26 protein-coding genes are annotated in these 24,930 nt (G+C 69.8%); 12 read left to right on the forward strand and 14 right to left on the reverse strand.

What is annotated here, in order from left to right:
• Nucleotides 1-2: 2 nt before the first annotated feature.
• The 5 genes from ACQP2O_RS26245 to ACQP2O_RS26265 all read right to left on the reverse strand — a co-directional run bounded on the left by ACQP2O_RS26245 (nucleotide 3) and on the right by ACQP2O_RS26265 (nucleotide 4,094).
• A complete protein-coding gene (locus tag ACQP2O_RS26245; protein WP_433190432.1) occupies nucleotides 3-809 on the reverse strand; it encodes a carbohydrate ABC transporter permease in 807 nt (268 codons plus the stop codon).
• The gene (locus tag ACQP2O_RS26250; protein WP_433190434.1) at nucleotides 802-1,686 is read right to left on the reverse strand and encodes a carbohydrate ABC transporter permease; all 885 of its coding nucleotides are present in this window, start codon (nucleotides 1,684-1,686) and stop codon (nucleotides 802-804) included. Before ACQP2O_RS26250 ends, ACQP2O_RS26245 begins: the two co-directional genes overlap by 8 nt.
• Nucleotides 1,687-1,690: 4 nt before the next feature.
• Nucleotides 1,691-2,956, reverse strand: a complete 1,266-nt coding sequence (locus ACQP2O_RS26255) for an ABC transporter substrate-binding protein (protein WP_433190436.1) — start codon at nucleotides 2,954-2,956, stop codon at nucleotides 1,691-1,693.
• Nucleotides 2,957-3,110: 154 nt separating this feature from the next.
• A complete protein-coding gene (locus tag ACQP2O_RS26260; protein WP_433190438.1) occupies nucleotides 3,111-3,806 on the reverse strand; it encodes a FadR/GntR family transcriptional regulator in 696 nt (231 codons plus the stop codon).
• Between the two features lie 33 nt (nucleotides 3,807-3,839).
• Nucleotides 3,840-4,094 (reverse strand): hypothetical protein, encoded by a 255-nt coding sequence (locus tag ACQP2O_RS26265; RefSeq protein WP_433190440.1) that lies wholly within the window; start codon nucleotides 4,092-4,094, stop codon nucleotides 3,840-3,842.
• A gap of 48 nt (nucleotides 4,095-4,142) precedes the next feature.
• Between ACQP2O_RS26265 and ACQP2O_RS26270 the strand changes: the two genes are divergently transcribed.
• Nucleotides 4,143-6,353: a tetratricopeptide repeat protein gene (locus ACQP2O_RS26270; RefSeq protein WP_433190441.1), complete on the forward strand. Its 2,211-nt coding sequence runs from the start codon at nucleotides 4,143-4,145 to the stop codon at nucleotides 6,351-6,353.
• Between the two features lie 5 nt (nucleotides 6,354-6,358).
• On the opposite strand, the gene ACQP2O_RS26275 is transcribed toward ACQP2O_RS26270, so the two are convergent.
• The 3 genes from ACQP2O_RS26275 to ACQP2O_RS26285 form a co-directional block, all read right to left on the reverse strand.
• On the reverse strand, nucleotides 6,359-7,600 hold the full coding sequence (locus ACQP2O_RS26275) for an MFS transporter (protein ID WP_433190443.1): 1,242 nt from the start codon (nucleotides 7,598-7,600) through the stop codon (nucleotides 6,359-6,361).
• Between the two features lie 298 nt (nucleotides 7,601-7,898).
• Nucleotides 7,899-8,564: an NAD(P)-dependent oxidoreductase gene (locus tag ACQP2O_RS26280; RefSeq protein WP_433190445.1), complete on the reverse strand. Its 666-nt coding sequence runs from the start codon at nucleotides 8,562-8,564 to the stop codon at nucleotides 7,899-7,901.
• Nucleotides 8,561-9,451: an NAD(P)H-binding protein gene (locus tag ACQP2O_RS26285; RefSeq protein ID WP_433190447.1), complete on the reverse strand. Its 891-nt coding sequence runs from the start codon at nucleotides 9,449-9,451 to the stop codon at nucleotides 8,561-8,563. The genes ACQP2O_RS26280 and ACQP2O_RS26285 overlap by 4 nt, the downstream gene beginning before the upstream one ends.
• A 142-nt stretch (nucleotides 9,452-9,593) precedes the next feature.
• Here ACQP2O_RS26285 and sigI point away from each other — a divergent pair, with 142 nt between their 5' ends.
• A complete protein-coding gene (gene sigI, locus ACQP2O_RS26290; protein ID WP_433190448.1) occupies nucleotides 9,594-10,463 on the forward strand; it encodes an RNA polymerase sigma factor SigI in 870 nt (289 codons plus the stop codon).
• Nucleotides 10,464-10,541: 78 nt separating this feature from the next.
• Here sigI and ACQP2O_RS26295 read toward each other — a convergent pair whose 3' ends face one another.
• A complete protein-coding gene (locus tag ACQP2O_RS26295; RefSeq protein ID WP_433190450.1) occupies nucleotides 10,542-12,008 on the reverse strand; it encodes an FAD-binding protein in 1,467 nt (488 codons plus the stop codon).
• Nucleotides 12,009-12,253: 245 nt separating this feature from the next.
• Here ACQP2O_RS26295 and ACQP2O_RS26300 point away from each other — a divergent pair, with 245 nt between their 5' ends.
• Nucleotides 12,254-15,556 carry a DUF4132 domain-containing protein gene (locus tag ACQP2O_RS26300; RefSeq protein WP_433190451.1) on the forward strand — a complete coding sequence of 1,101 codons (3,303 nt, stop codon included), beginning with the start codon at nucleotides 12,254-12,256 and terminating at the stop codon, nucleotides 15,554-15,556.
• A 175-nt stretch (nucleotides 15,557-15,731) separates the two neighbouring features.
• Nucleotides 15,732-16,166 (forward strand): DUF6196 family protein, encoded by a 435-nt coding sequence (locus tag ACQP2O_RS26305; RefSeq protein WP_433190453.1) that lies wholly within the window; start codon nucleotides 15,732-15,734, stop codon nucleotides 16,164-16,166.
• A gap of 79 nt (nucleotides 16,167-16,245) precedes the next feature.
• Here ACQP2O_RS26305 and ACQP2O_RS26310 read toward each other — a convergent pair whose 3' ends face one another.
• A complete protein-coding gene (locus tag ACQP2O_RS26310) occupies nucleotides 16,246-16,542 on the reverse strand; it encodes a LysR family transcriptional regulator (RefSeq protein ID WP_433190455.1) in 297 nt (98 codons plus the stop codon).
• Nucleotides 16,543-16,776: 234 nt separating this feature from the next.
• A complete protein-coding gene (locus ACQP2O_RS26315; RefSeq protein WP_433190456.1) occupies nucleotides 16,777-17,517 on the reverse strand; it encodes an SDR family NAD(P)-dependent oxidoreductase in 741 nt (246 codons plus the stop codon).
• Nucleotides 17,518-17,606: 89 nt separating this feature from the next.
• Here ACQP2O_RS26315 and ACQP2O_RS26320 point away from each other — a divergent pair, with 89 nt between their 5' ends.
• From ACQP2O_RS26320 to ACQP2O_RS26330, 3 genes are all read left to right on the forward strand, one after another.
• The gene (locus ACQP2O_RS26320) at nucleotides 17,607-17,918 is read left to right on the forward strand and encodes a class I SAM-dependent methyltransferase (RefSeq protein ID WP_433190458.1); all 312 of its coding nucleotides are present in this window, start codon (nucleotides 17,607-17,609) and stop codon (nucleotides 17,916-17,918) included.
• A gap of 78 nt (nucleotides 17,919-17,996) precedes the next feature.
• Nucleotides 17,997-18,548 (forward strand): TetR/AcrR family transcriptional regulator, encoded by a 552-nt coding sequence (locus tag ACQP2O_RS26325; RefSeq protein ID WP_433190460.1) that lies wholly within the window; start codon nucleotides 17,997-17,999, stop codon nucleotides 18,546-18,548.
• A 206-nt stretch (nucleotides 18,549-18,754) separates the two neighbouring features.
• Nucleotides 18,755-18,985, forward strand: a complete 231-nt coding sequence (locus ACQP2O_RS26330; RefSeq protein WP_433191170.1) for a TetR family transcriptional regulator — start codon at nucleotides 18,755-18,757, stop codon at nucleotides 18,983-18,985.
• Between the two features lie 159 nt (nucleotides 18,986-19,144).
• Here the strand turns inward: ACQP2O_RS26330 and ACQP2O_RS26335 are convergent, their stop codons facing one another.
• On the reverse strand, nucleotides 19,145-19,576 hold the full coding sequence (locus tag ACQP2O_RS26335) for a hypothetical protein (RefSeq protein ID WP_433190461.1): 432 nt from the start codon (nucleotides 19,574-19,576) through the stop codon (nucleotides 19,145-19,147).
• A gap of 163 nt (nucleotides 19,577-19,739) precedes the next feature.
• Between ACQP2O_RS26335 and ACQP2O_RS26340 the strand changes: the two genes are divergently transcribed.
• Nucleotides 19,740-20,231 (forward strand): TetR/AcrR family transcriptional regulator, encoded by a 492-nt coding sequence (locus ACQP2O_RS26340; protein ID WP_433190463.1) that lies wholly within the window; start codon nucleotides 19,740-19,742, stop codon nucleotides 20,229-20,231.
• 114 nt (nucleotides 20,232-20,345) lie between these two features.
• On the opposite strand, the gene ACQP2O_RS26345 is transcribed toward ACQP2O_RS26340, so the two are convergent.
• Nucleotides 20,346-21,203, reverse strand: a complete 858-nt coding sequence (locus ACQP2O_RS26345; RefSeq protein WP_433190465.1) for a hypothetical protein — start codon at nucleotides 21,201-21,203, stop codon at nucleotides 20,346-20,348.
• A gap of 133 nt (nucleotides 21,204-21,336) precedes the next feature.
• Between ACQP2O_RS26345 and ACQP2O_RS26350 the strand changes: the two genes are divergently transcribed.
• From ACQP2O_RS26350 to ACQP2O_RS26365, 4 genes are all read left to right on the forward strand, one after another.
• On the forward strand, nucleotides 21,337-21,501 hold the full coding sequence (locus ACQP2O_RS26350) for a hypothetical protein (RefSeq protein ID WP_433190466.1): 165 nt from the start codon (nucleotides 21,337-21,339) through the stop codon (nucleotides 21,499-21,501).
• A 14-nt stretch (nucleotides 21,502-21,515) separates the two neighbouring features.
• Entirely contained in the window at nucleotides 21,516-21,938 is a 423-nt protein-coding gene (locus tag ACQP2O_RS26355; protein WP_433190468.1) for an ArsR/SmtB family transcription factor, read from the forward strand.
• Between the two features lie 149 nt (nucleotides 21,939-22,087).
• Complete coding sequence (locus ACQP2O_RS26360) at nucleotides 22,088-23,035, forward strand: VWA domain-containing protein (RefSeq protein ID WP_433190470.1); 948 nt, start codon at nucleotides 22,088-22,090, stop codon at nucleotides 23,033-23,035.
• Nucleotides 23,036-23,307: 272 nt separating this feature from the next.
• Nucleotides 23,308-23,493: a hypothetical protein gene (locus ACQP2O_RS26365; RefSeq protein ID WP_433190472.1), complete on the forward strand. Its 186-nt coding sequence runs from the start codon at nucleotides 23,308-23,310 to the stop codon at nucleotides 23,491-23,493.
• 64 nt (nucleotides 23,494-23,557) lie between these two features.
• Here ACQP2O_RS26365 and ACQP2O_RS26370 read toward each other — a convergent pair whose 3' ends face one another.
• A complete protein-coding gene (locus ACQP2O_RS26370) occupies nucleotides 23,558-24,928 on the reverse strand; it encodes an ABC transporter ATP-binding protein (protein WP_433190474.1) in 1,371 nt (456 codons plus the stop codon).
• Nucleotides 24,929-24,930: the final 2 nt, after the last annotated feature.

Below are 24,930 nucleotides of genomic sequence, written 5' to 3' on the forward strand. Positions count from 1 at the left end.
TCTTATGCCTGTCCGAGCGTCAGTCCCTTGGCGAACAGTCGTTGTGTCGCGAGGAAGAGCACGACCGTGGGCAGTGAGACCACGAGCCCGGCGGCGAGGCCGATCGGGATGGGAGTGCCCGCGTACACGTCGTTCTGCAGCGCGGCCAGTGCGGTCATCACCGGCCGCACGGTCGGGCTCTGGGTCAGCGTCAGGCCCAGGAGGAGGTCGTTCCAGACGAAGGTGAACTCGAGGATGAAGATCGCCGCCAGGGCGCTGCGCGAGAGCGGGAGGTAGATCTGCCAGAAGATCCTCAGCGTCGAGGCGCCGTCCATCCGCGCCGCCTCGAAGATCGAGAACGCTACTCCGGTGAAGAAGTTCCGCATCACGAACGCGGCGAGCGGCACGCTGATCGCCGTGTAGATGATGATCATCCCGAGCCGGTGGTCGTACAGATTCGCGTCGCTGTACCGGACGAACAAGGGGACCAGGATCATCTGGTTCGGGATGGTCATGCCGCCGAAGATCAGCATGAACCACCAGAAGCCGCCACGAATCCGCAGCACGACGATGCCGTACCCGGCCAGCGCCGCGAACACCAGCGCGATGGCCGGCGAGACGGTGCTGTACAGCAGCGTGCTGCCCAGGCCCCCGCCGAGGTCGGCCTTGTGCCACGCCTTCACGACGTTGCCCCAGATCGCGATGTGGCCGGACGGCACCCAGGCCTTCGCCGGATCGTAGGCGGTCGCCGGCCGGAAGGCGTTCACCACCAGGAGATAGGTCGGCAGCAGCCAGACGAGCCCGAGCAGGGCCAGGATCACCCTACGCACGGGCGTCCTCCTTCCGGACCTGGGTTCGCAGGTAGAGGAACGAGGCCAGGCCCGTCACGACGGTGAGCAACACCGCGACGGCCGAGCCGTAGCCGTAGTCGTTCGCCACGAACGTGTCGCGGTACATCGTCACGCCGAGGGTCTCCGACGATCGGCCCGGCCCGCCCTGGGTCAGCACCCACACGATGTCGAACGTCTTCAGGCTCGCCACCAGCGCGAGACCGACCACCACGGTGGTGAGCGGGCGCATCAACGGCCAGATGATGTGCCGGAACAGCTGCCAGCCCGACGCTCCGTCGATCCTGGCCGCCTCGATCGGCGTCTTGGGGATCGACTGCAGCCCCACCACGAACAGCAAGGTGTTCACGCCGAGCTGCTGCCACGTCCAGACGACCACCAACGCGACGGTGTTGCCCGGCCCGTACTGCAGGAACGACGTGTGCCCGCCCGGCAGGCCGAGCGCGCCCAGCAGCTGGTTGGCGACACCGTCTTTGGTGAGGATGAAGCTCCACACCAGGCCCAGTCCCGCGCCGGACAGGGCGTACGGGAGCATGAACGGCAGCCGGAGCCAGGTCCCGCCCTTCACGTCGTACGACAGGACGGCGACCAGCAGGCCCAGCCCGACCGGCAGCAGGAGCGTGCCGGCCACCCAGAGCAGGGTGTTGCGCAGGGACGTGAGGAGCGCGGGGTCATGGAGCAGGGCGCCGAAGTTCTTCAGGCCGACGAACTCCGGCGAGGTCAGCCCGTCGTACTTGGTCAGGCTCAGGTACGCCGTCCACAGGAACGGCAGGTAGAGCAGGACGGCGACGAACAGCACGGCAGGGGAGACGTAACCGAGCCGGAACCGGCCGAGCAGCGGCGCCTTGCGAGTCGCCACCCCGTCAGCTCCCGGTCTTGTGCTGACTCCAGTAGCCGTCCGCGGCCTTCTGGATGGTCTGCAGGACCTTCATGTACGAGCCGGGGTCGGCGAGAAAGCCGCTGAACCCGTCGAGCGCCGCCGCGAGGATCGGCGCCGGGGTCGCCTCGAAGTACCGCTGCACGAGCTGGTACCTGCCGGTGCCCGCGTCCTTGGAGACCGGGGCGAACTCGGGATTCGAGACCTTTACCCTCGGGTTGGCGGACACGTCGCCGCGGCTGGCCGACCACTTCTCCTGCGCCGCCGGTGTGACCCACCAGCTCAGGAACTTCGTGTTCGCCGCCGGGTCGGCGGCCTTGTTGAGCGAGCACAGCGGGCCCGTCTCGAAGATCAGCGGGGTCTTGGGCAACGACGGGTCGACGCTCGGGATCACGAAGAAGCCGTAGTCCGAACCGGGTTTCATGCCGCGCTGGGTGAGGCTCGTCGCGAAGAACGTGCCGTAGTTCACCATGGCGGCCTTGCCGCTCTTGAACACGTCGGCCGGGTCGCTCGTGTCGGCCGGGTCGCTGAAGTAGCCGGCGTCCAGCATCGACTTCCAGCGCGTCATCGCGGCCACCACGCCGGGGTCGGTGTACTTGGCCTGGCCGGTCGAGAGCCGGTCGTACAGCGCGGGGTCGGAGCCGGCCAGCAACTGCTGGAACCAGGTGAAGGTGAACAGGTTCGGCGTCGCCTGGGTGAAGAATGCCTTCTGGCCGTGCTGCTTCAGCGTGTCCGCGGCCCTGATCAGATCGTTCCAGGTGGCGGGCGGCTTCAGGCCGTACTTCGCGAAGATCCTCTTGTTGTAGAACATGCCCCAGTAGGCGACGTTGGTGGGCACGCAGTACTGCTTCCCGCCGACCGTGAAGTACTTCTCGACGTCCTGGCTGAGGTCGCCGTTCTTGATCCCCTGCTGCCAGATGGCCGAGGTGTCGGCGACCTGCCTCAGGTCGACGATGTCCTTCAACTTCGAGCCGGTCTGCCAGGTGAAAAGGTCGGGCTTGATCCTGGTACGGAAGGACGCCGTGATGAAGGCGTCGTACGCGCGCTCATCGGAGTAGCCGACCGGTTTGATGCTCAGCCCGGTCTGCTGTTTGGACAGCGCGCCGAGCTCGTTGAAGAAGGGCGTCCAGGCGTTCTTGTCGTTGTAGAGCTTCAGTTCATTCTTCTTCGCCGAGCCGCCGGAGCAGCCCGCGATCGCGAACAGTGTCGCCGCCGCGCAGAGGGAAGCTGTCCGCAGTCCATGAATTCTCATGGTGACGTCTCCGTTATCGGGGGGTGAGCCGTTTTGGGTGCGGATGTTCTCAGGAGGTGGGGCGCTGTATTGGTGCGGACGTCGTCAGGAGGCGGGGCGCTGTATTGGTGCGAAGGGTTTCAGGAGGTGGGGCGTTTTATTGGTAAGAAGGGTTTCAGGGGGTGAGGCGTTGTTCGACGATGGACTTCACGTCTTGCAGATGCCGGTGCATCAGGTCACGCGCGGCTTTCGCGTCTCCGCGCTCGATCGCTTCGAGGATCGCGGTGTGCTCGTCGAAGTCGCGGGCGCGGTCGTTGAAGAGCCGGAGTATTTCCCGCTGCTCCACCGCGTGCACCGACAGCAGTGAGTCGAGCACCTCGGCCAGCACGCCGTTCCCGGCCGCCAGGCCGGTGGCCCGGTGGAAGTCCATATTGGCCAGATGCAGCTCCGCGTCCTCGTCGCGCAGGTGCCTGCCGGCCTCGGCGAGGACGGCCCGCATCCGGGCCACGGCCTCGGGTTCGGCGCGGCGGGCCGCGAGCTCGGCCGCCTGTGGCTCGATGAGGAGGCGTGTCTCCAGGAGCTGCATCACGCGTTCACCGCGCAGGTCCCGGACATTGGGGTTGGGGAGCACCACGCGGTCCAGGTCGGTGCCGACGTAGATGCCCGACCCGTGCCGCATCCGGATGGCGCCCGTGACCTCGAGGCGTCTTAGTACCTCTCGCAGCGTCGGAACGGTCACCGCGAAACGCTGTGACAGCTCACGGGTGGAGGGCAGCCGGTCGCCGGGGCGCAGACCGTCTGTACGGATCAGCTCGAGAATCCGTTCCGTGAGTGCGTCGGACAGGGTCGGCCGGGCCACTTCGCCACTCATCGTCACCTCGCGGCTAGTGATTAAGTCATCACATCACTCGCCCTGAGAGGTGTCCAGAGTGGTGTGCACCGGCTGTCCGAAGTCGGCTGCACCCGGATCGGGCCGTCTTGCCGAAATCGAGGATTGGTCTTTGTCTTGCGGGGCGATGATGAGTGGTATGGCGAGGCGGCAATGGGTCTGACCGGTCACGACGGCGTTCCGGGCGGCGATATGGGCGGGGTGGCGCAGGGCGCCGCAGCTTCCGAGCGTGGCCAGATCACCCAGGTGGGTCGGGACCAGCACGTCCATCATCATTACCCGGCGGGCGGATCGGCAGGTGGGCACGGGGCACCGTCGATGGTGTCGTTGCCGGGGGCTCCGGCGCTTTTGGTCGGCCGTGGCCAGGAGACCGAGCAACTGCTGGGTTTGCTGGAGCCGGAGGATCGGGGGAGGGCGGTGGTGGTGTCGGCGGTGCATGGGATGGCCGGGATCGGTAAGACGGCCTTGGCCCTGCACGTCGGCCACGAAGCGGCGGCACGAGGTTGGTTCGGCGGCGGGGTGCTGTTTCTCGGCATGCGCGGCTACGACCCGGCCGGCGCGGTGACCGACGCACAGGCGGTTGGCATGCTGCTGCGTGCACTCGGCATCGCCGACCAGCAACTGCCGCCCACGTTCCAAGAACAGCTGGGGCTGTACCAGGCGGAGCTGACCCGCCGCGGCCAGGCGGGATTACGAGTCCTGGTGGTGGCCGATGACGTGTCGTCCGCCGAGCAGATTCGCGCGCTGATCCCGGCGCATCGGGCGCATCGGATGCTGGTCACCTCCCGTGACACCTTGGCGGTCCTGGACGCCCGCCTGATCGACGTCGATGAACTGGCGGACGACGCGGCCGTCGATCTGATCCGCCAGACCCTGTTGCGGGCTCGTCCGCATGACCAGCGCCCGGACGCCCAAGTGGCGGCGCTGGCGGAGGTGGCGGATCGGTGCGGGCGGCTGCCGTTGGCCTTGCAGATCGCCGCCGCGGTCCTGGTGGGTGATCCGGGCCTGCCGATCACCGGCTTGGCGGACGCCCTGGCCGACGAGCGGACCCGGCTGGACGAACTACAACTGCCTGAGGGTTCCCGGGAGGCGGCGGCAAGGCGGTCGGTGCCGGTGCGGGCGGCGTTCGATCTGTCCTACCGCCGGCTGCGGCCCGGCGAGCAGGAGGTGTTCCGGTGGTTGTCGGTCAACCCCGGCCCCTATATCTCCACCGACGCCGCCGCTGCGCTCACCGGCGCACCGGCCCACCGGGCACGGCCAAGGCTGGTGGCCTTGGCCCAGGCCGGGCTGCTGACCGAGGCCCCGCCCGGGTCTGGGCGGTGGCGGATGCACGACCTGATCAAGGTGTACGCCGCCGAACTCGCCGACACCATCGACGGCGGTGACCGCCACCGGGCACTCGAGCGGCTGCTGAAGTACTACGAGGTCACCACCGGCGCTGCGGATGACCATGTGCGCGCGCTGGCCGGAGTGCCGCTGCCGGATCGGTTCCGAGGCCGCGGCGACGCGCTGGCCTGGCTGGACTCCGAACGCCCCAACGTGGTCGGCGTCGTCGCCTTGGCCGCCACCGTCCAGCCGCGCGCCGCCATGACCCTTGCCGGGTCTCTGGCCGAGTATCTGCGCTGGCGCCGCCACCTCGACGACGCCATCACCACTGCGCACCACGGTCTTACCGCCGCCCGTGACCTCGGTGACCGGCACGGGGAAGGTGCGGCGCTGAGCAACCTCGGCCTCGCCCTGCGCGAGATGCTCCGGTTCGACGAAGCGATCGACGCCCACCTCCGAGCCGTCACCATCTTCCGCGACCTCAAGGACCGGCAAGGGGAAGGCGCGGCGCTGAACAACCTCGGTTTCGACTTGCGTGAGGTACGTCGGTTCGCAGAGGCAATCGACGCCCATACCCGAGCCGTCGCCATCTTCCGTGACCTCGGTGACCGGCACGGGAAGGCCAGGGCGCTGAACAACCTCGGCCTCGCCCTGTCCGAGGTAGGCCGGTTCGACGAAGCCATCGACGCCCATACCCGAGCCGCCACCATCTTCCCCGACTTCGGCGACCGCCGCAGCGAAGGCAGGGTGCTGAACAACCTCGGCATCACCCTGCGCGAGGCGGGCCGGTTCGACGAAGCCGCCGACCACCACACCCGAGCCGCCAGCGTCTACCACGAGCTCGACGACCGGTACCTCGAAGGCACGGCGCTGAACAACCTCGGCCTCGCCCTGTACGAGATGCTCCGGTTCGACGAAGCGATCGACGCCCACCTCCGGGCCGTCACCATCTTCCGCGACCTGGGCGACCGGCGCTTCGAAGCCTGGACGCTGAGCAACCTCGGCCTCGCCCTGCGCGAGGCGGGCCGGATCGACGAAGCCATCGACCACCACACCAGAGCCGTCTCCATCTTCCGTGACCTGGATGACCGGCACGGCGAAGCGAAGGCGCTACGCGCCCTCGAGTCGGCCCGGCAGGAGATGCGCCGACGGCCGCGGCAAGGAAGGGGCTGGTGGCAGGCGGTCACCGGCGGGTCAGGGTAATGCGCTCAGCACGCCGCATCCGATGCCGTGTCCAGGCCGGTGGCGTCGTGGTGGCGTAGCCCGCTCAACCAGGCGATCGGGGCGGAGGCCGCCACGACCATGCCGGCGCCGAGGAAGACCAGGCGGGGGTTGCCGGACAGCATTTGGGTGACCATGCCGGCCAGGACCGCTCCGAGGGGGGTGGTGGCCAAGACGATGGAGCGTACGGTGCTGGTGACCCGGCCGAGCAGGTCACGGGGCACCAGGTGCTGGCGCAGGGTGCGGATCACGATGCTCGCCACGACGGTGGCCCACACCAGCACGGCGTTGCCGGCGGCCAGCCACCAGGCGTCGGGGGCTGAGCCGGTCACGCACAGCCCGATGCCGATCATCGCAGAGGCGGCCAGGGCCAGCCGGACCGGAGCGATGCGGGCGGTGAGATAGGGGGCGATGGCGGCGCCGGCGACCCCGCCCAGGCCTCCGCCGGCAACGGCCACGCCGACGAGCCAGGATGCGGCGCCCAGGTAGTCGCGGGCGAAGAAGACGATCAGTTTCTCCACGGCCAGGCACAGATTGATCACGACTTGCAGGACGGCGAAGGACAGGATGACCGGCGAGGACGCCAGGCAGCGCACGCCGTCGCGCCACTGGGTTCGCAGGGGGACCTGTTGGCGTGGCGGGCGCGGGATCGGCGGAGTGCGGCGCCGGGTGCCCGCCAATGTCGTCAGCGACACCACGAACGTGGCCGCGTCCACCAGCAGCGCGGCGTTCATGCCGAGGGCGACGGCCAGCAGGCCGACGATGGCCGGTCCGATCACCAGGGAGGTCTGGTTGGCGGTCTCCAGGAAAGAGTTGGCCCCGACCAGCGCCTGCCCCCGGTACAGGTCGCGTGTCGCGATTGCCAGCGCGGTTTCGAAGAAGACCCCGGCGGCTCCGGCGACGAATGCCAGCACCAAGATCACCGCGATCGTGCCGGCGTGCGCCCTCGTCAGCGTGAACAGCGCCACGAACACGGCGCAGCGAACCACATCGGCGCCGATCAACACCCGCCACGGATCCATCCGGTCCACCAGGGGACCGGCCGGCAGCCCGACCAGCAGGTAGCCGATCGTCCGTGGCGCGGAGGCCAGCGCGGCGGCCAGCGGACTACGCGTCATCTGCAGCACCAGCAGCGGGATGGCCAAGATGGCCAGGCCATCGCCCAGCAGCGAGACCGCCTGCCCGGCGAGAAAAAGCCGGTACCGGCGGCCGCCGGTCACGGCGGCCATGCGTACCCGGTCAGGGCCTCGGCCCGGCAGCCTAAGGACATCTTCACCTTCCAGGCCAACGTCGCGGGTGCCGATGGTTCCAGATCAAGGTGCGGTCGAGGAGTTCGCGCCGGCCGGTCCGCACCCACCGCTCCATGATGGCGTCGGTCCTCGGCATCCGCATACCCGTGAGTGCCGCGGCCGGCACCAGCGCCGCCGGCATCGTCTCCGCCGCTCACAAGCGCGTCGAGCGGGGGTGATGCGCGAGTACGGCGCGGCGGTGGTGCCGGTGCGGCTCAACCCGCCGACCTCCCGTCGGTCAGCGGGCGACGCCCACGGCTGCCTTGACGGTCTCCGGGCGGCTCAGCACGGCGAGCATGAGATGGGCGACGTCGGCCCGAGACACCCTGAGTCCGCCGCGGACGTTGCGGTCGAGTGCGGTGCGATATGCGCCGGTCATCGGCCCGTTGGTGAGGTACGGCGGCCGTACGACCGTCCAGTCCAGACCGCTGTCGCGAAGGGCGTCTTCGAGCGACGCCAGGTCGCGGTAGTTCGCGCGGAAGACGGCCTTGACCGTGGGGCCCAGGAGGTACCGCACGAAGGGGCCCTCGCCCGGGTCGTGCCTCGGCGGGTGCGGTCGGCCCGGCGAGGCGATGGTCGCGACGGGTGCGGCGCTGACAGCGACGATCCTGCGCGTGGCGGCCGTCTGCATCGCGGTGAGGAGGGTCTGTGTCCCGCGATGGGCGATGCCGACGTCGGCCCTCGACCGGGGCCCGAGGCAGGACAGCACCGCGTCCGCGCCTGAGACCGCCGGCGCCAGTGCCTGCGGTGTCGCCGTCGCGAGATCGGCGCGGACGACACGAACGTCCGCGGACAGCCGCGAGGGGTCCCGCACCACCGCGGTCACGTCGTGCCCCGCGGCCACGGACTGCTGGAGCAGGTGCCGGCCGATTCCTCCGGTCGCGCCGACGATCGTCAGCCTCATCGCCTGCCCCCGGGTACGCGGGGGCCGGAAGCGGCGAGGAACGCCTCGCGGTGCCGTTCGGCCCACGAGGCGAAGGTTCCGGCGTCGCGGCCGAGCACCTCGGTCACCACTTGTGTGGTCCGCGCCGGCTGCCTGGCAGCGTCCGCCTGCATGCGCAGGTACGCGACGGCGAACTGCTCGGGAAAGCCCTGCGCGACCATGATCTGCCTGGCCACCTCCGGCGGGACCTCCTGGTACCGCAGCGGCCGGCCGATCGCCGTGCCGACGATCGCCACCATCTCCTCCTGGGTGAGCGAGGCCGGGCCGGTCACCTCGAGCCGTTCGCCGAGCAGGTCGTCGCGGCGCAACGCGTGCGCCGCGACCTCCGCGATGTCCCGCTCGTCGATGGGCGCCGCCGCGGCGCGCGCGTACGGGCCGCGGATGACATCGCCCGCGCCGATCTGGGCGGCCCACAGGCCGATCACGTTGCCGGCGAAAGTCGTGGGACGAAGGCTCACCCACTCCATTCCGGAAGCCGTGACGGCTTGCTCGGCTTCCCTGTTGTAGTCACCGCGGTACCGCGACGGCTGCCGAGCCGGGTCCTCATCGACGTTGGACGCGGCGAGCACGACCGCACGCCGGACGTCGCGCTTCTCTGCGAGCGCGACCAGGGCGGCCGCCGCGTGTCCCACCGCCCGCGGGTTGATGAAGACGGCGTCGACGTCGTCGAGGGCTACGGCGAGCGTCCCGGGGTCGGACGGGTCCGCGCGGACCACGTCCACGCCGTCGGGCAGGCTTGCGGTGTGGGGGGTCCGCGTGACCGCCCGCACGGGGACACCCGCGTCGGCCAGGATGCCCACGAGAGGGCGCCCGACGTTGCCGGTCGCCCCGGTCACAAGAATCATCATTCGGCCTTTCCGTTCGATGAGTATCGGACCAGTACACGACGAGACGGCGGAGGAGAAAGTGACGGAGCGGAGGTTGTCACTTCTCGCACGCCCATCTCGTCGTGTCCTGAAGAGGGTTGGCACCACCGGGGAGGGACGATCCATGAGCGAAGTCGCCGACGGGTTCGCCGAGGCGTGGCGGCACCGCGGTTATCTGATCGACCTGGCGTTCCGGATACTCGGCGACGTCGGCGGGGCCGAAGACGTCGTCCAAGAGGCGTACGCACGTCTCGCCCGTGCCCGCGACGACATCGACGATGTACGTGGCTGGCTGACCGTCATCACGAGCCGGCTCTGCGTCGACCAGATCCGCTCGGCGCGGGTGCGCAGAGAGCGCATCACGGACGCGGCCGAATTCGAGGCCGCCGTGCCACTGGCCCAACCCATCCCCGTCGATCCGGCCGACCGGATCACGTTGGACGACGAGGTGCGGCTCGCCCTGTTCGTCGTGCTCGAGCGGCTGGGACCGGCCGAACGAGTGGCGTTCGTCCTGCACGACGTGTTCCAGCTGCCGTTCGACTCGATCGCGGGCATCCTCGGCCGACCGGTACCGACCTGCCGGCAGCTCGCTCGCCGGGCCAGGCAGAAGGTGCTCGCAGCCCAACCTCGCAGCTTCGACGTCGCCGCCGCCGAACACCGCGCGGTGACCGAGCGGTTCATCGAGGCGTGCGCGAACGGTGACCTCGACGCGCTGGTCACCGTGCTGGATCCGCAGGTGTGGGGTGCGGTCGAGTTCGCCACGCAGACCGGCCGAGAGTCAGTGACGGTCCACGGTCCCGAAGCGGTCGCCCGCAACATGCTCCGCTACTGGGGAAGCCACGCGACCTTGGTGTCACATCCGATCGGCACGAACCCCAAGCTGCTCGCCTTCGTGGACCGCCGGCCGGCGGCGCTCATCACACTCACCGTCCGACACGGCCTTGTCGCGAAGGTCCACGTGACCACGGAAGGCGACGCCATCCGCCGGCCGTAGTCGATCGAGGAATGATGTCGCTCGCCCGGAGCGAGGCGTCCAATTCCATACTCGGCACGGGTGATCCGGCCGCGGACTTCACGGTCTGGGAGGGAAGACGCCCTGGCCCGGAGTGAGGATTCCGTCGGGGTCGTAGCGTTCACGGGCCGTCTGGAAGGCGGCCCATGCGGGGCCGTAGTGGGTGCGCCACTCCTCATGCGTGGTGGGTATGGAGCCGACCGGGTACTGGTAGCCCCCGACGGCTTGGGCGCGCAGGTAGAGGGAACGGTTGGCCTCCACCATGTCCTGCGGGTTCTCGGCTCCGTGCGAGGCGGTTCTGAGCAGCGTGAAGAGGAAGACCGTCTCCTCGTCGGGCATGCGCAGCAAGGGCAGGTGCAGGCGGGCGCGGGGGAAGGGATAGAGCAGGACCACGCCGCTGGCGCCGACCTCGGTCTCGGTCAGGTCCTTGATGGCGGCCTCCACGAAGGCGTCGGTGCGGCTCGCGGGCAGGAACATGTTCCACCAGGGGTGCGGGCGGTACCACTCGCCTGTGGACTTCAGATAGGCGACGCCCGCGGCGAGCCGGTTGAGGAAGTCGAAGTAGGACATGTCCTGGATCTGCCGGTCGCCGGGCTGGTCGCTCAGACCGTCGAGAAGCCTGGCGTCGTCGGGCGGGGTCGTGCCGTTGAAGAAGGCGACCGCTTCCAGCTGGTAACTCCAGCCGGTGGAGCCGGTCGGCAGCCCGAGCTCTCCCTCCACGTAGGCGAAGCGGCCGTCGTTGACCACGCACCGCTGGTCGGCGGTCAGCGCGGCGACGCTCGGGTAGGAGAGCAGGTAGTGGCGGACCGTCGCGGGGGCGGGCAGCAGGCGCACGGTGGCCTTGGTGATGATGCCGCACTGTCCTCTTCCAGCCAGCGCCGCGCGGAAGAGCTCGGGGCGCGACTCCGCGGAACACCTCCTCAGGCTGGCCTCTCCCGTGACGACCTCCAGCTCCACGACGCCGTCCACCTGGGCTCCGTGGTGGTGGGTCTGGCCGCCGACACCGCCCACCGAGAGCGTGCCGCCGACCGAGAGCTCCAGGTAGTCGGTGAAGACCGGAGGGGTCAGGCCGTGGGCCAGGGTCGCCTGCGCCAAGCTGCTCCAGAGCGCGCCCGCCTCCACGACGGCCGTGTCCTCCCGCACCTCAACCGCGTTGAGCGGGGTCATGTCGATGATCAGACCGCCCGCGACCTGGCCCTGACCGAAGGTGGCGTGTCCCTGGCCGCGCGCGGCCACCTGCAGGTTGTGCGTCCGGCAGTACTTCATCATCAGCAGGATGTCCGACACGGCGCCGGGCTCCAGCACGGCCCCGGGGGTCCGGTGGACCAGGTGCCCGAAGTCGTCGGCCGCCCGGCCGCGCGAGGCGGGATCGGTCACCACCCTGCCCTTCAGCGGCGGCAGGTCGACCATCCCCTGAGACTGGGCGCCGTCGGTGACCCACGTGCGCGTGGACGGGTCGAAGCCGACCACGGCCGCCCCCGCCGTGAGTAACGCCTGTCTCCACGGATGCCACGTCATACCCGACATACCCGACCCTTTCGCGGCGCGGTCACGTCGCGTCGATAATCGCCGACGGCACCCGGCGACGCTACCCACGCGATACCGGATGACAGCCACAAAAGGGTTACTACGGCGCTTCGGGCCTCGACGGGCGAACCGTAAGGACAGGCGAGCATCATCGAGGCAGCGGAGGGCCTCCCACGGGGGTCTGTAACGACGATTTCCAGGGGTGTGCAGCGGCTTGTCGGGCTGCTGCCCTACGGTGTCCCGGCATGAACGTCCGATCCACCGCCACCTCCCGACGGCCCGACGAAGACGCCCTGTCCCTTCCTGCCGCGTGGAGAGAACGCCGGCATCCGCGGCGGGGTGATGCGCCGGTCGCCGCGGTGGACGAGCGCGCGCCGCGTACGCTCCTCTCGCCGGATGCCCGTGCCGAGATCGAGCAGGTGCTCCGCGACCCGGGGTCCGATCCCGAGCTGGCCGATCGGGGGCTCGCCCACCTTCACGGCGCTCCGAACCCGCTGGGCGCGGCGGTGGTCGCGTCGATCAAGGTGCACCGGTCCGTTGGAGGGGTCGCGTGGCCGTTCGCCGACGCCTGGGTAGCCGACCATGGCCTGCCGTTCGCCGCCTGTGCGTTCGCCGAGTTCGGTTCCGCCGCCGTCGACAGTGCCCCCGGCACCGGGGAGCTGCGGGTGGTCGCCGCCTCACGTTACGGCCGGCACACGCGCGCCTGGTGGAGGGACGAGTACGCGTCGCGCCGGCTCCGCACCCGGCTGGCCGCCGCCGGCGACGAGGTTTACGCCGAGGCCGTGGAGCGGCTCGCGGGCTGCCGGCGCGACCCCGCGCAGCGGGCCGTCGTCTCCTACCTGGTGCCGGACCGGCGGGACTGGGTGGACGAGTGCTGCGCAGCTCCTCCGGACGATCCGATTCGATGGATGCTGCTGCTCGCCCTGAGCTCGGCAGACCAGCTCGCCGTGCTCGGCGACCGGGTGCCGCCACGGTGGTGGGACTTTCCCACGGGCGTCGTCGCCACCATGGTCGACGGGCTCGGTCCGGCGATGGCGCCGCTGCTGACCGCTGCCCTGGACCAGGACCTCTCCGTGCCCGAAACCCGCACGATGCTCGGCGCGCTCGCCCTGCTGCCGTCCGACGAGGCGTTCCAGGCCCTGGTGGACCGCGTCGGCCGCAAGTACGTCCAGCCCGCGCTGCTCGGCGCGATGAAACGCTTCCCGATCCGCGCGATGCGGCTGCTCGCCCCCGCGACCCGCGGGTCATCGCGCGCGGCCGGGCTCGCCCGCGAACTGCTGGCCGGGCACCTGCTGGCCGCTCCGGCGCGTACGGCGGCCGCGCTGCCGGATCTACCGCCCGACGTCCGAGCCGTCATCGAGTCGCTCACGGCGGCGGGCAAGCGGGTGCCGGACGCCCCGGCCGACGCCCTCCCGCAGGTGCTGGTCACGCCACCGTGGACCCGGAGGCGCACGCCGCCGGAGCCCACCGTCCTGGCCGGGCTGACCCCGCCCGCCCGGCAGGCGGTGATCTGGGCCGATGGCGAGCGGGAGCGGTGGGCGGAGGCCACGTTGGGCACCTACGGGTACCAGCGTCGCGAAATCGCGATCAAGGCCATCGAGGAGTACCGGGCCGGAAGGACGACCGACTGCAACCCCGCGCTCTTCGTATGGGGCCCCGAGGAGCTGCTGCGACCGCTGGTCGGGAGCTGGCGACCCGGGCAGCTCGCGGGGGCGGCGACGTGGATGTCGGCCATCGTGGCGCGGTTCGAGCTCGACGCCCTCCCTCTCGCGCTGTACGCCGCCCGGTCGAACCCGTCCGGCGCCGCGGCCGTTCTCCTGCCGTTCCTGGACACCGAGGCCGCGCTGCTGGCGGCCGGCCGGCTGGCCCGGCTGACGTCGGTGCGCGAGGCCGCCGTCACCTGGTTCGGGCGGCACGGCACGGACGCCGTGCCGTACCTGGTGCCGGCCGCGCTCGGCGAGCCCGGAGAGCGGCGGAGGGACGCCGAGGGCGCCCTTCGCCACCTCGCGTCCGAGTACGGCGCGGATGCGATCGTGGCGGCCGCGCGTGTGTCCGGGGACGAGGCCGCGCGCGCGATCGAGCGGTTCCTGGCGGTCGATCCGATGGAGCTCCTCCCGGACCGGATGCCGACGATCGGGCGGTGGGCCGGGTCCGAGTTGCTCCCGCAGGTCCGGCTGCGCGACCGTACGCGGGCGCTGCCGCGTGAGGCGACCGCCCACCTCCTGACCATGCTCGCGATATCGAGGCCCGGCGCGATGTACCCGGGGATCGGGCCGGTCCGCGAGGCCTGCGACCCGGCCTCCCTGGCGGAGTTCTCCTGGGCGCTGTTCCGTGGCTGGCAGGCGGCCGGCGCGCCGGCCCGGGACGGCTGGGCGCTGACCCAGCTCGGCTGGCTCGGCGACGACGAGACGGTACGGCGGTTCGCACCGGTGATCCGGGCCTGGCCGGGCGAGGGCGGGAATGCCAAGGCGGTCAAGGGCCTGGACGTGCTCGGCGAGATCGGCACCGACGTCGCGCTGATGCACCTGAACGGAATCGCGCAGAAGGTGCGGTTCCCGGCGCTCAAGGCGCGGGCCCGGGAACGGATCGATGAGGTCGCCGTACGGCTGGGGTTGACGCCCGAGCGGCTCGCCGACCGGCTGGTGCCGGACTTCGGGCTCGACCCCGACGGGACCCTCATCCTCGACTACGGGCCCCGGCGGTTCGTCGCCGGTTTCGACGAACAGCTCCGCCCGTACGTCACCGACGAGCACGGCAAACGGCGCAAGACACTGCCAAAACCCGGAGCCAAGGACGACCCCGAGCGGGCTGAGGCGGCGTACCGAAGGTTCGCCGGGCTCAGGAAGGACGTCCGCGCGGTCGCCGGCGACCAGGTCCGCCGGCTCGAGACCGCCATGGTGACCCGGCGCCGCTGGACGCTCACCGAGTTCCGGGACCTGTTCGTCGCACACCCACTGACCTGGCACATCACGCGCAGGCTGGTATGGATCGCCGAGGACGGCGACCGGACGACGGCGTTCCGGATCGCCGAGGACCGCACCCTCGCCGGCATCACCGACGGCGCGCTGGACCTGCCCGGACGGGCCACGATCCACATCGCGCACCCTGTCGACCTCGGCCGCGACCTGCCGGCCTGGTCCGAGCTGTTCGCCGACTACGAGATCCTGCAGCCGTTCCGGCAACTCGATCGGACCGTGCACACCCTGACCGAGGACGAGCGGTCGAGCGGCCGGCTGGAACGCTTCGAGGGACGCGTGATGCCGATCCGCGGCGTGCTGCGGCTGATCCGGCGCGGCTGGGAACGCGGAGAGCCGCAGGATCGCGACGTCACGCGCTGGATCTCTCGGGAGATGGCCGCCGGCCGTCACCTGGTGGTCGGTCTCGATCCGGGCATCGTGGCCGGGGCCGGCATCGACGACCCCGAGCAGAAGATCCCGCACGTCCGGCTCGACGACCGGCCCGGCGACCCCCTGGACCCGGCGATCATCTCCGAGGCCCTTGCGGACCTGACCGAAGCGTTCGAGGAGACGGCGCCAACGATCGTGTGACCGGCGGTGGAGGAGTCCCCCCGACTCCGAACAGGCACGGCCAAGAAAGAAATCAACGAGGCCGCGACGGCGTTGTCCTGGTCGTCGAACATGCCGAGGCGCCACGCCCGGCGTGGGACGACCGCCCGATAACCCCCAGCGCAGTTCCCTGCCGCACGAATCAGGAGACCTCGTCATGGTCAGTGTCAGCGTGGAGACTCCGCAACAGACGGAAGAACGTCTACGTCGTGTGATCGCCATGGCCGAGATCGCCGTGCACGATGGCGTCTGGTGCTTCGAAGAATCTCCCGCGGACAGGCCACCGGCACTCACCGCTGACATACTGGCGGTGGTCCGAGACAGCGAGAGCTGGAGCCGACTTGTCCCGCTCACACAAGAGCACCGAGATGCCGAACAATTCGGGATCTTCTCCTTCCACTTCCCGCCCGAACTGGACAACAGCGGCTTCGTCGGATGGCTGGCCACCCACCTGAAGACCGAGCTGGGCACCGGGGTATTCGTCATCTGCGGCAGTAACCGAACTCGCGGAGGCATCTACGATTACTGGGGCTGCCCCATCGACTTGCTGGACGAGGCCATCGCGGTCATCAATACATTGCGCACCAGCTGAGCTGAGCGCGGCACGACCGCAGCAGGAGATCATCAGGCGGAAAGGTTGTGGTCCAGGGCGCGCCTCTTGGCTCGTCCGTTCAGCTGCGCGAGCCGGCCAGGGTTTCGGCCACGTCGGGTTCGGCCCAGCGGCGCGCGTCGGTGAGCGCGTCCACCGCGTCCACGATGGCCCGGGCCTCGGCCAGGACCCGCGCGCCCGCCGGGGTCAGGGTGACCCGCCGGCTGGTGCGCTCGAACAACCGGACGCCCAGTTCGCGCTCCAGATTCTGGATGTGCCGGCCGAACGGCTGGGCGCCGATGTAGTGCCGCTGGGCGGCGCGACCGAAGTGCAACTCCTCCACAAGCGTGATCGCATAACGAAGTGACCAGATCTCCATGCATTCCCTCCGTGAATGCGAGCGAGGTTCTGATAAAGGTCGGCGGCGGCGAACAGCCGGAGTTGTTCGCCAACGCCGTCATCGACTTCGTGGCCTCTCACAGCCGGCAGGCGCACGGCTGCCCAAACCCACCGATAAGGCGCAGCCTGCCCCGGCGGTCCAGTCACCGAGCCAGAGGCGTCAAGCGAGGCCGGCCAGGCACCTCAAGCGGCGTGCGCCGTTCGGTCGGCGGCGTCAGACCGCGCGCATTCCGCCGTCGGCGGCGAGGTTCGCGCCGTGCACGAAGGATGCCGCGGGGGAGGCGAGGAAGGCGATCACCGCGGCGATCTCCTCCGGCTCGGCGGGCCGTTGCGCCGGAGTGGTCGCCGCGAACGCGTGCATCTGGTCCCGCATGCCGGCGTTGGCCGGGGTCAGGACGACGCCGGGGCTGACCGTGTTGACGCGCACGCCCTGGGGCCCGTACTCGGCGGCCCACGTGCGGGTGAGCGACTCGAGCGCGGCCTTGGTCGCCGAGGTCAGCGCGATCCCGGGGACGCCCTTGCTCGCTGCGGCCATCGTCACGTTGATCACCGCGCCCTCGCCGCGCGAGGCCATCGCCGGCGCCAGCGCCGCGGTGAGGAAGTAGGGCGCGCGGAGGTTGACCGCGACGCGCAGGTCGAAGTCCGCGACCGTCGTGTCGGCGCTCGCCGTGTACGAGCCGGCGTCGAACGCGTTGTTGACAAGGACGTCGACTCCGCCGTTGACCGACGCGGCCCGGTCGGCCAGTTCCCGGATCTGTGCGACGTCCGCGAGATCGGCGAGCAGTAGCGTCGCCTCGCCGCCGGCGGCCTCGACCTCCTTGCGGACTTGCTCTCCGCGGGTCGCGTCACGGCCGTGGACGATCACGCACATGCCCTCCCGGGCGAGTGCGAGGGCGGTCGCCCGCCCGATTCCGCTCGTCGATCCAGTGACCAGGGCCGTAGCCCGTGCCGTCATGATGACTCCCCCTTGGCGCGGAATGAACGTTCATTCACAATACTGGTCATGACCGCACTGACAATCCCGGGGTCGATCGCGACTGCGGTGTGGCAACCGCCGCGATGCGCGCGTACGAGGGCGCGCGTTCCGACCCGCTCTTCGACGACCCGCTGGCGCGGCTGCTCGTCTCCCTCGCGCCCGCCGTTCCGGCCGGCCAGCGCGCGTACCTGGCCGACGGCATCACGGCGACCTCATCGCTGACCCAGATGATGGGCGACTACGTCACCGTGCGTACGCACTTCACCGGCCCGGTGGCTGCCGCAGGCGCAGTGGGAGGTGACGGAGTCGACCTTCGCGGCGCACGGCGCCCTGGTCAACCGCCACGTACCCGGCCACCGGGACCCGCGGCACGGTGGTGAGAACATGTGGATGTTCCACGCCCGGAGGCATCGTGACGAAGCCCGGACGGGCCCGGCGAGAGAGGACGGCACGTTGCCATGGCCAAACTGACCGAGCAGCGCATCCATGACCGCCGCAAGGCGATCATCGTGGCCGCCGAGGCGCTGTTCGCCGAGAGAGGGTTCGCGGAGACCTCGATGGCCGAGATCGTCCAGGCGTCCGGTGTGGCGACCGGCACCGTCTACCGCTACTTCGACAGCAAAGAGGCCGTGGTGATGGCGGTGAGCGAGAGCGCCGCGGGCGTTCGGTTCGACGCCGACGACGGCGACCCGCTTCCCCTGCCCGAGGCGATGAAGGCACTGATCTCCGCGGCGACCGACCGGCGCCGCGGCCGGCTGAGCAACCAGGTCTGGGCCCGCGCGGCCGGCTCGCCCTCACTCCAGTCGATGATCGCCGAGCGGCAGGCCCGGGTGTACCGGTTGCTGGCCCGTTCCATCGACCAGACCGCGAGCGAGCCCAGCCCGCAAGCCCTCCAGCGCGCGGAGGTCATCATCTGCGCGATCAGCGGCCTCCAGCAACGCATCGCCTCGGGTATGGAGGTCGACGCCGACGCGTTCACCGCAACGCTCCTCGCCTGGGCGGTCGCCTAGACGCCCCACGTCGAGCCCGCCGGTGGGCGGGTCTTCGGCAGGCAGCAGATCACCGACCTCGTCGACGAACTCGGCGACCACACTCAGGCGATCGCCACCGCCGATCCCAGGTGCAAGAGTGGCGACGGATGCGGAAATCCATGGGTCGTGGGGTCTCAGGGGGCGTCGCCGCTACCCTTGGTGCCATGGCTCGCACGCACTCGTCGATGAGCGATGGCGAGCTCGCTCGCCGTCGGATCCTGGATGCGGCACATGCCGAATTCGCTGCCCGCGGATATCGCGCCGCGACGGTTGACGCGATTGCGCGAAGTTCGGAACTATCACGCGCCGGCGTACAGTCTTCTGCGAGAAACCGGGCGGGCAGTCCGCGTGCGAGCTCCGCGAACTCGCCGCCCTCGCCACCGAGGCGCATACCGAGGTCGTCGTCGGGTACATGAAGCGGTTCGCTCCGGCGTACCAGGGTGCTCGGGAAGTGATCGGCTCCGTGGGCTTCGGCCCTCCCTCTCTGGCGCATTTCACGTTCGCGATGGGTCGCGTCACGAACCGTGGTGCGAAGCGCTCAGCGGGCCCGGAGCGGCAACCGGATCGACCTGGGGTCATGCTGTGGCCCGTGCGGTTGACCATGCTGTCCAGCCCTTGCTGAGCACATACGCGGCGACCAGCATGAGCGTGACCGCGCTGTCGGCGACCAACGCGGTGCCGGCTCCGTCGGTATCGCTCCCGAATGACAGCGCGGCCAGGCTCAGGCCGAGCTTGTTGAGTATGGAAAGCTCCCAGATCCCGGCGTAGAGCCGGGGGCGGTAGGCCAGCAGCAGGAACACGCCGGCGAAGACGCCGAAGCCGAGCATGCGCCAAGTCTCGACCATGCGCGTGGCAGGTCCGGCGTCCGCGACGGCGCCTACGGCGCCGACAGCGGCGACGATGGCACCGAGCGCGGCAAGGAAGAGGAGGGCCTGCGCGATCCGGCCGCGAACCCGTCCGTCGCGGGCGACGGCATCGGCAGTTCCGGATGGGGCGCGAACTGACATCGAGTCAGCCTTTCGGCTCGGGTCGCCCGGAAGAAGGCGGCCTAACGGTGTTAGGCTGGTAGCCTAACGCCGTTAGGGGAGTCTGGGAAGGGCGATCGAGATGCGCGGACGGCCGATGGTGCCCCAAGCACTGAGTCGGCTCAGTCCACGGGCCCGAGAGATCGTGCAGACCGCGCGGGAGCTACTCGAGCGGGAAGGCCCCGACGCGCTTTCGATGCGTCGCCTCGGCGCCCAACTCGGGATCCGCGCATCCTCGATCTACGAACACCTGCGCGACAAGCAAGCGTTGGAGGCGGCACTGATCTCCGTCGGCTTCGAGGAACAGGCCGAACTGTTCACCGATGCCGTCCATCGGGCCGACGACCCCATCGCCTCCCTCGTTCGCGCGTACCGTGACTTCGCCCACCGCCAGCCGAATCTGTACCGGTTGATGACCGAGCGGCCTTTGCGCCGCGACCTCCTCGTTCCCGGTGTCGAGGAGGCCGCCGCGATGCCGCTCCTCGATGCGACCGGCGGCGATCTCGAACGCGCGCGGGCCATCTGGGCTTTCGCGCACGGGATGGTCATCCTCGAGCTGAACCAGCGATTCGCACTCCATGCCGATCTCGACACCACGTGGCGCAAGGGAATCGAGGCGTTCTCCACCGCACCATGACCGGGGTCAATCAACGCGCCGGTGGCGCGGTGCCGTACCTGCCTGGGAAGTCCGGCTACAACAAATGCCTCCACACCGCGCTACCGCCCGGCGGTCCCGGCCAGATCACCTGGTCTACGACGTGTACCCCCTGGTGCGGCGGCGTGTGGACTCGGGCTGATCCGGCCGGACGGCCGCGGCGCGACGGCGGGGCGGGTCAGCGCAAGATGTTCGGTTTCGTGCGGGGCTGGTTCCAGATCTGGAGGAGGCACCCGGACGGCTTCGTGTGGAACCGTAGGCGGTAGTCGCCGTGGCCCGCGGGGAGCGGCGGCAGGGCAGCTTCCGTCCGGCGAGTTCGTGCAGGACGGCGTGGCCCGTGCCGAACCGGCAGCTCAGCTCCACGATCCGGTCGTAGGACCGGTCGGGTTCCGGGGGCGTCGGGGAGATCGTCACGGACAGGGTCAACTCGCCGTCGTGGATGGGCGGCCAGAACAGCGCCGAGCCCGGGACGGCGTCGACGAGGTCGGCGGACTCGGCGTAGGCGGGGACGGGGAGGATGTCGCCCACCGAGCCGTGGCGGTCGAGCAGGGCGAACTGGCGGGCCCGGATCCGGAGCGTGAGGTCGAGGTGCTCGACGGACGCGGTGGTGCGCCGGTCGGGGGCGAAGTCAGCGGGGACGCCGCCGGGGAACCCGCGCGCGGCGATGAAGTCGGCGAGTTCGGTGTCGGTCACCTGGAGGGCGCGTTCGGCGAGGCCGGGGACGTCGCCCGGTTCTGGCCGCTCGAAGGTGGACATGACGAGGAAGCCGCGGGTGCCCGGCTCCGGGGGCCGCCAGCGGCTGACCTGGATCATTCCGCATTGCCGGCAGGCGGTGCGGTTGATGTTGACGGTCCGTCCGTCCTCATCGGTGTCCGTGGCGGTCACTTCCAGGCGGTTCTCGTCGGGGATGTCGTGGTCGTGGCCGCAGGCGCGCAGGATCTGCTCCATCGCCACGTCGTCCCGGGTGATGGCGCTCGGCGGCGATGTGAACTAAGCTAGTTGCGCAATGATGCAAGTAGGTCGATTTCCGTCGGAGGGCGCCGTGAGGTGGCATGAAGGCCGCTGGGTGATGCGTCCAATGCCGGTCGTGGCGATGGTGCTGCTCAGCGAGATGCTGATCGTCTGGCTGTTGCCGGCCCCGGCGCGAGGCGTCGTTTCGCTGGTGTTGCTCACCGCGGCCGTCACCGCGTTGCTGATGGTCGGTGTCTATTCGCGGCGAGGGCTTCGGCGGCGTGGTAGCGGCCGTTCGTGAATTAGGGTTGTTGCATGAATGCGCAAGCTTCGTCTGAGTCACCGGTGGTCAGTGTCGACGCGATCGTCTCGGTTCTGAAGGCGGTCGCCGACCCGACGCGGTTTCAGATCTTGTGGGCGGTGGCCGATGAGGAGCAAGCGGTCGGCCAGCTATCGGAGCTGGTGGGGGCGCATGTGGCCGCGGTGTCACAGCATCTGGCGAAGTTGCGCGCAGCCGGTCTGGTGAGCTCGCGCCGGGATGGGACACGCATCTTTTACCGGGCGGCGAACCCCCAGGTTCGCAACCTGCTGGAGGGGGCGGGGCTGCTGACCGGGTACATCACCGGTCAGGTCGATCCGCCAGGGGGAGGGCAAGGACCGCAGGGGGGCGCGGTGCCCGCTCGGACGGGAGCCGTCGTGCCGGTACCGATCGTCGCGCCGGGTCCGGCGCCGGCGTGAGCACAAGCCCGGGGACCGGGGTACGGGGGCGTATCGCGTGACGGAGTCGTTGCGAGAGGTGATGCCGCCGGCCGACGGCCCGGGGCGGCACCGGCGATGATGACCTTGCGGCAACGTCTCGTGCCCGGATGCCGGGTCGGGTGGATCCCGTGACGTTCCTCTCTCCGGAGCGGCTGTGGTGGCTGCTGCTGGTTCCCGTCATGGTCGCCGCCTATCTGCTGATGCAGCGGCGTCGGAAGAAATATGCGGTGCGGTTCACCAACCTGGCGCTGCTGGCGCAGGTCGCGCCGCACCGCCCGGGGTGGCGACGGCATGTGACGGCGGGGCTGTTCCTGGCGACGATCGTGGTGCTGCTGATCGGGTTCGCGCGGCCGGCGCGGCCGGTGAGGGTTCCGCGTGAACGGGCCACGATCATCGTGGCGATCGATGTGTCCTTGTCGATGAAGGCGACCGACGTGGCGCCGAGCCGGGTCGAGGCCGCCAAGGCGCAGGCGAAGAAGTTCGTATGGAACCTGCCGGTCCGGTTCAACGTGGGCTTGATCGGTTTCTGCGGCGATGCCTCCGCGGTCGTCGCTCCGACCATCGATCGCGATGCCATCGCGCACGGGATCGACGGGCTTCAGTTGTGCAAGAGCACCGCGATCGGCGAGGCGGTGTTCACCGCCCTGCAGTCCATCCGATCCTTCGACGCGCGCGCCGGTCAGGACCCGCCGCCCGGCCACATCGTGCTGATGTCCGATGGTGACAACACCAGCGGGCGTTCCACGATCGAGGCGGCCGCCGCGGCGAAGGCGGCGAAGATTCCGGTGTCGACGATCGCTTTCGGAACACCGGGCGGCACCGTCACCATCGACGGGGAGACCGTTCCGGTGCCGCCGAGCAAGACCACCCTGCGCAATCTCGCCGTCGACACCGGCGGCAAGGCGTACGAGGCCGAGGCCGGATCGGAGCTGTCGCAGGTCTACAAGCACATCGGCAGTTCGCTCGGCTTCCGTACCGAACGTCAGGAGTCGACCTCGGGCTACTTCGGCATCGCGCTCGTGCTCGCGCTGACCGGCGGTGTTCTTTCGCTGGCATGGTTCGCGCGCCTGCCATGAGCGGTGGGTAGCTAGTTGCTTATTTGCGCAATCGCTTGACAAGGCGCCGATCGCGGGGTCTAGTGGAGATGAAGCCGTGGGCCCACTGGGCCATGACCGCGAGGAGGTGAGCGGAATGAGTCCTGACGCAAGTAACGATCATCGACCGAATTCCGCTGCACCCGACATGCGCGGCCTGCGGCTCGCGGGCTGACCGCCGCGCTGGAACCGGCTCGCCCGGTGCCGACGGGTGCACATTGCGCCATCTCGTCGGCGCGGACGGGAGGTCCATCATGACGATCACGATCAGCATTCCCCAGCTTGCCCTGCCCACGGGTCTGTCCGATGCGCTGCGGTCCCTGCTCCCGTTCCTGGAGCCGGTCGCGGTCGCGATCGTGGGAGCCTGCGGAGCCGGGATCCTGGTGCAGATCGGGCTGGACATCGGGCTGAGGCTCATCCGGAGCACGGTGCAGGCCTGACCGTAGTCGTTGAGTCATCGGTGTCCTCCTCTGCGCAGTCCGCCCGCAGGGGTTTCGCGGTCGTTCAGGTGGACATTCCGGGTTCGTCGTCGTGGCCGAGGCTCGTGGCGCGGGAAGGGTCGAGCATGTATTCCTCGTGGTTGGCGTCGTAGGAGTACAGCTCGGCGTAGCGGCCCCAGTCGGTGGCGACCTCGAGCTGGGTGGTGACCTGCTCGCTGGTGTAGTGGTGGGCGAGCAGGTCACGGAAGAACCCGTATCGCAGACCGCCGTCGACGCTCTTTTCCAGGCTGGTGGTGATGAGCCGTACCAGGGGCACCTCGAGTGCGGCGGCGGCGAAGATCTTCTTCGATTCCTGGACGTCTGCGGCGGAGAACGCCAGCCCTTCGTCGGAGAGGGCGAGGTGCCCGCCGTCCAGCGTGGCGAATCCGAGCAGTTCCAAGGCGTCGACCAGGGACAGCAGGTCGTCGACTTCGAGGCCGAGTTCGTCGGCGAGGGCGGCGATGTCGAGGTGACCATCGTGGCGCTGCAGGATTTCGGCCAGCCCGGCCAGCCCGTCCACTGAGGCGGCGGGGAGCGGGGAGTCGGCGAGCGTGGGCCTGGGGCGCGTGGTCTCCACGCCGTGCGGCGGAAGCGGGGCGGCCTGTTCGCCGCGGCCGGTCATGGTGCGGTAGATCTCGTTGATGAGGGTGGTGAACTGCCGTGCGTCGCGGTCGCGAGGGCGGTCCAGGGTGACGTCATAGCTCGCGCGGATGGTGCCGTAGGGGCGGGAGCCGAGCACGATCACGCGGTCGGCCATCAGCACGGCCTCTTCGATGTTGTGGGTGACGAGGACGATCGCCTTGGTGGGGAACTCTCCGGACTCCCACAGCTCCAGCAGCTCACCGCGCAGGTTCTCGGCGGTCAGCACGTCCAGGGCGGAGAACGGCTCGTCCATCAGCAACACGTCGGGTTCGACGACCAGGGCGCGGGCGAACCCGACGCGCTGGCGCATCCCGCCGGACAACTCCTTGGGATAGGCGGACTCGAACCCGTCCAGGCCGATCAGATCGATCGCCTTCAGCGCCCACCCCCGCCGCTGGGCGGCACCGATGCCCTGGGCCTCCAGACCGACCTCGACGTTCTGCTGCACGGTGAGCCAGGGCAGCAGCGCGAAGGTCTGGAACACCATCGTGGTGCCGGGGTTCGCGCCCTTCAACGGAGCGCCCCGAAAGCTCACGGTGCCCGAGCTCGGCGGGATCAACCCCGCGAGGCAGCGAAGCAACGTGGACTTGCCCGATCCACTCTTGCCCAAGAGCGCGACGATCTCGCCCTCGCGGATCGTCAGGTCGATACCGGCCAGCACGGGCAGTTCCCCGTCGGCGCCGGCGTAGCTCTTGGTCAATCCCCGTACCGAGAGCAATTCGGCCCCGGTACGGGTGCCGATGGTCGTGGTCATCG

The organism is Actinoallomurus sp. CA-150999 (assembly GCF_050942425.1).
In the GTDB taxonomy this organism is placed as follows: domain Bacteria; phylum Actinomycetota; class Actinomycetes; order Streptosporangiales; family Streptosporangiaceae; genus Actinoallomurus.

Excerpts from the sequence above, each read along its gene's own strand:
- ACQP2O_RS26255 (WP_433190436.1), bottom strand. The coding sequence starts at position 2,956 with ATGAGAATTCATGGACTGCGGACAGCTTCCCTCTGCGCGGCGGCGACA.
- ACQP2O_RS26260 (WP_433190438.1), bottom strand. The coding sequence starts at position 3,806 with ATGAGTGGCGAAGTGGCCCGGCCGACCCTGTCCGACGCACTCACGGAA.
- ACQP2O_RS26265 (WP_433190440.1), bottom strand. The coding sequence starts at position 4,094 with ATGGACGTGCTGGTCCCGACCCACCTGGGTGATCTGGCCACGCTCGGA.
- ACQP2O_RS26270 (WP_433190441.1), top strand. The coding sequence starts at position 4,143 with ATGGTGTCGTTGCCGGGGGCTCCGGCGCTTTTGGTCGGCCGTGGCCAG.
- ACQP2O_RS26275 (WP_433190443.1), bottom strand. The coding sequence starts at position 7,600 with ATGGCCGCCGTGACCGGCGGCCGCCGGTACCGGCTTTTTCTCGCCGGG.
- ACQP2O_RS26280 (WP_433190445.1), bottom strand. The coding sequence starts at position 8,564 with ATGAGGCTGACGATCGTCGGCGCGACCGGAGGAATCGGCCGGCACCTG.
- ACQP2O_RS26285 (WP_433190447.1), bottom strand. The coding sequence starts at position 9,451 with ATGATGATTCTTGTGACCGGGGCGACCGGCAACGTCGGGCGCCCTCTC.
- sigI (WP_433190448.1), top strand. The coding sequence starts at position 9,594 with ATGAGCGAAGTCGCCGACGGGTTCGCCGAGGCGTGGCGGCACCGCGGT.
- ACQP2O_RS26295 (WP_433190450.1), bottom strand. The coding sequence starts at position 12,008 with ATGTCGGGTATGACGTGGCATCCGTGGAGACAGGCGTTACTCACGGCG.
- ACQP2O_RS26300 (WP_433190451.1), top strand. The coding sequence starts at position 12,254 with ATGAACGTCCGATCCACCGCCACCTCCCGACGGCCCGACGAAGACGCC.
- ACQP2O_RS26305 (WP_433190453.1), top strand. The coding sequence starts at position 15,732 with ATGGTCAGTGTCAGCGTGGAGACTCCGCAACAGACGGAAGAACGTCTA.
- ACQP2O_RS26310 (WP_433190455.1), bottom strand. The coding sequence starts at position 16,542 with ATGGAGATCTGGTCACTTCGTTATGCGATCACGCTTGTGGAGGAGTTG.
- ACQP2O_RS26315 (WP_433190456.1), bottom strand. The coding sequence starts at position 17,517 with ATGACGGCACGGGCTACGGCCCTGGTCACTGGATCGACGAGCGGAATC.
- ACQP2O_RS26325 (WP_433190460.1), top strand. The coding sequence starts at position 17,997 with ATGGCCAAACTGACCGAGCAGCGCATCCATGACCGCCGCAAGGCGATC.
- ACQP2O_RS26330 (WP_433191170.1), top strand. The coding sequence starts at position 18,755 with ATGAGCGATGGCGAGCTCGCTCGCCGTCGGATCCTGGATGCGGCACAT.
- ACQP2O_RS26335 (WP_433190461.1), bottom strand. The coding sequence starts at position 19,576 with ATGTCAGTTCGCGCCCCATCCGGAACTGCCGATGCCGTCGCCCGCGAC.
- ACQP2O_RS26355 (WP_433190468.1), top strand. The coding sequence starts at position 21,516 with ATGAATGCGCAAGCTTCGTCTGAGTCACCGGTGGTCAGTGTCGACGCG.
- ACQP2O_RS26365 (WP_433190472.1), top strand. The coding sequence starts at position 23,308 with ATGACGATCACGATCAGCATTCCCCAGCTTGCCCTGCCCACGGGTCTG.
- ACQP2O_RS26370 (WP_433190474.1), bottom strand. The coding sequence starts at position 24,928 with ATGACCACGACCATCGGCACCCGTACCGGGGCCGAATTGCTCTCGGTA.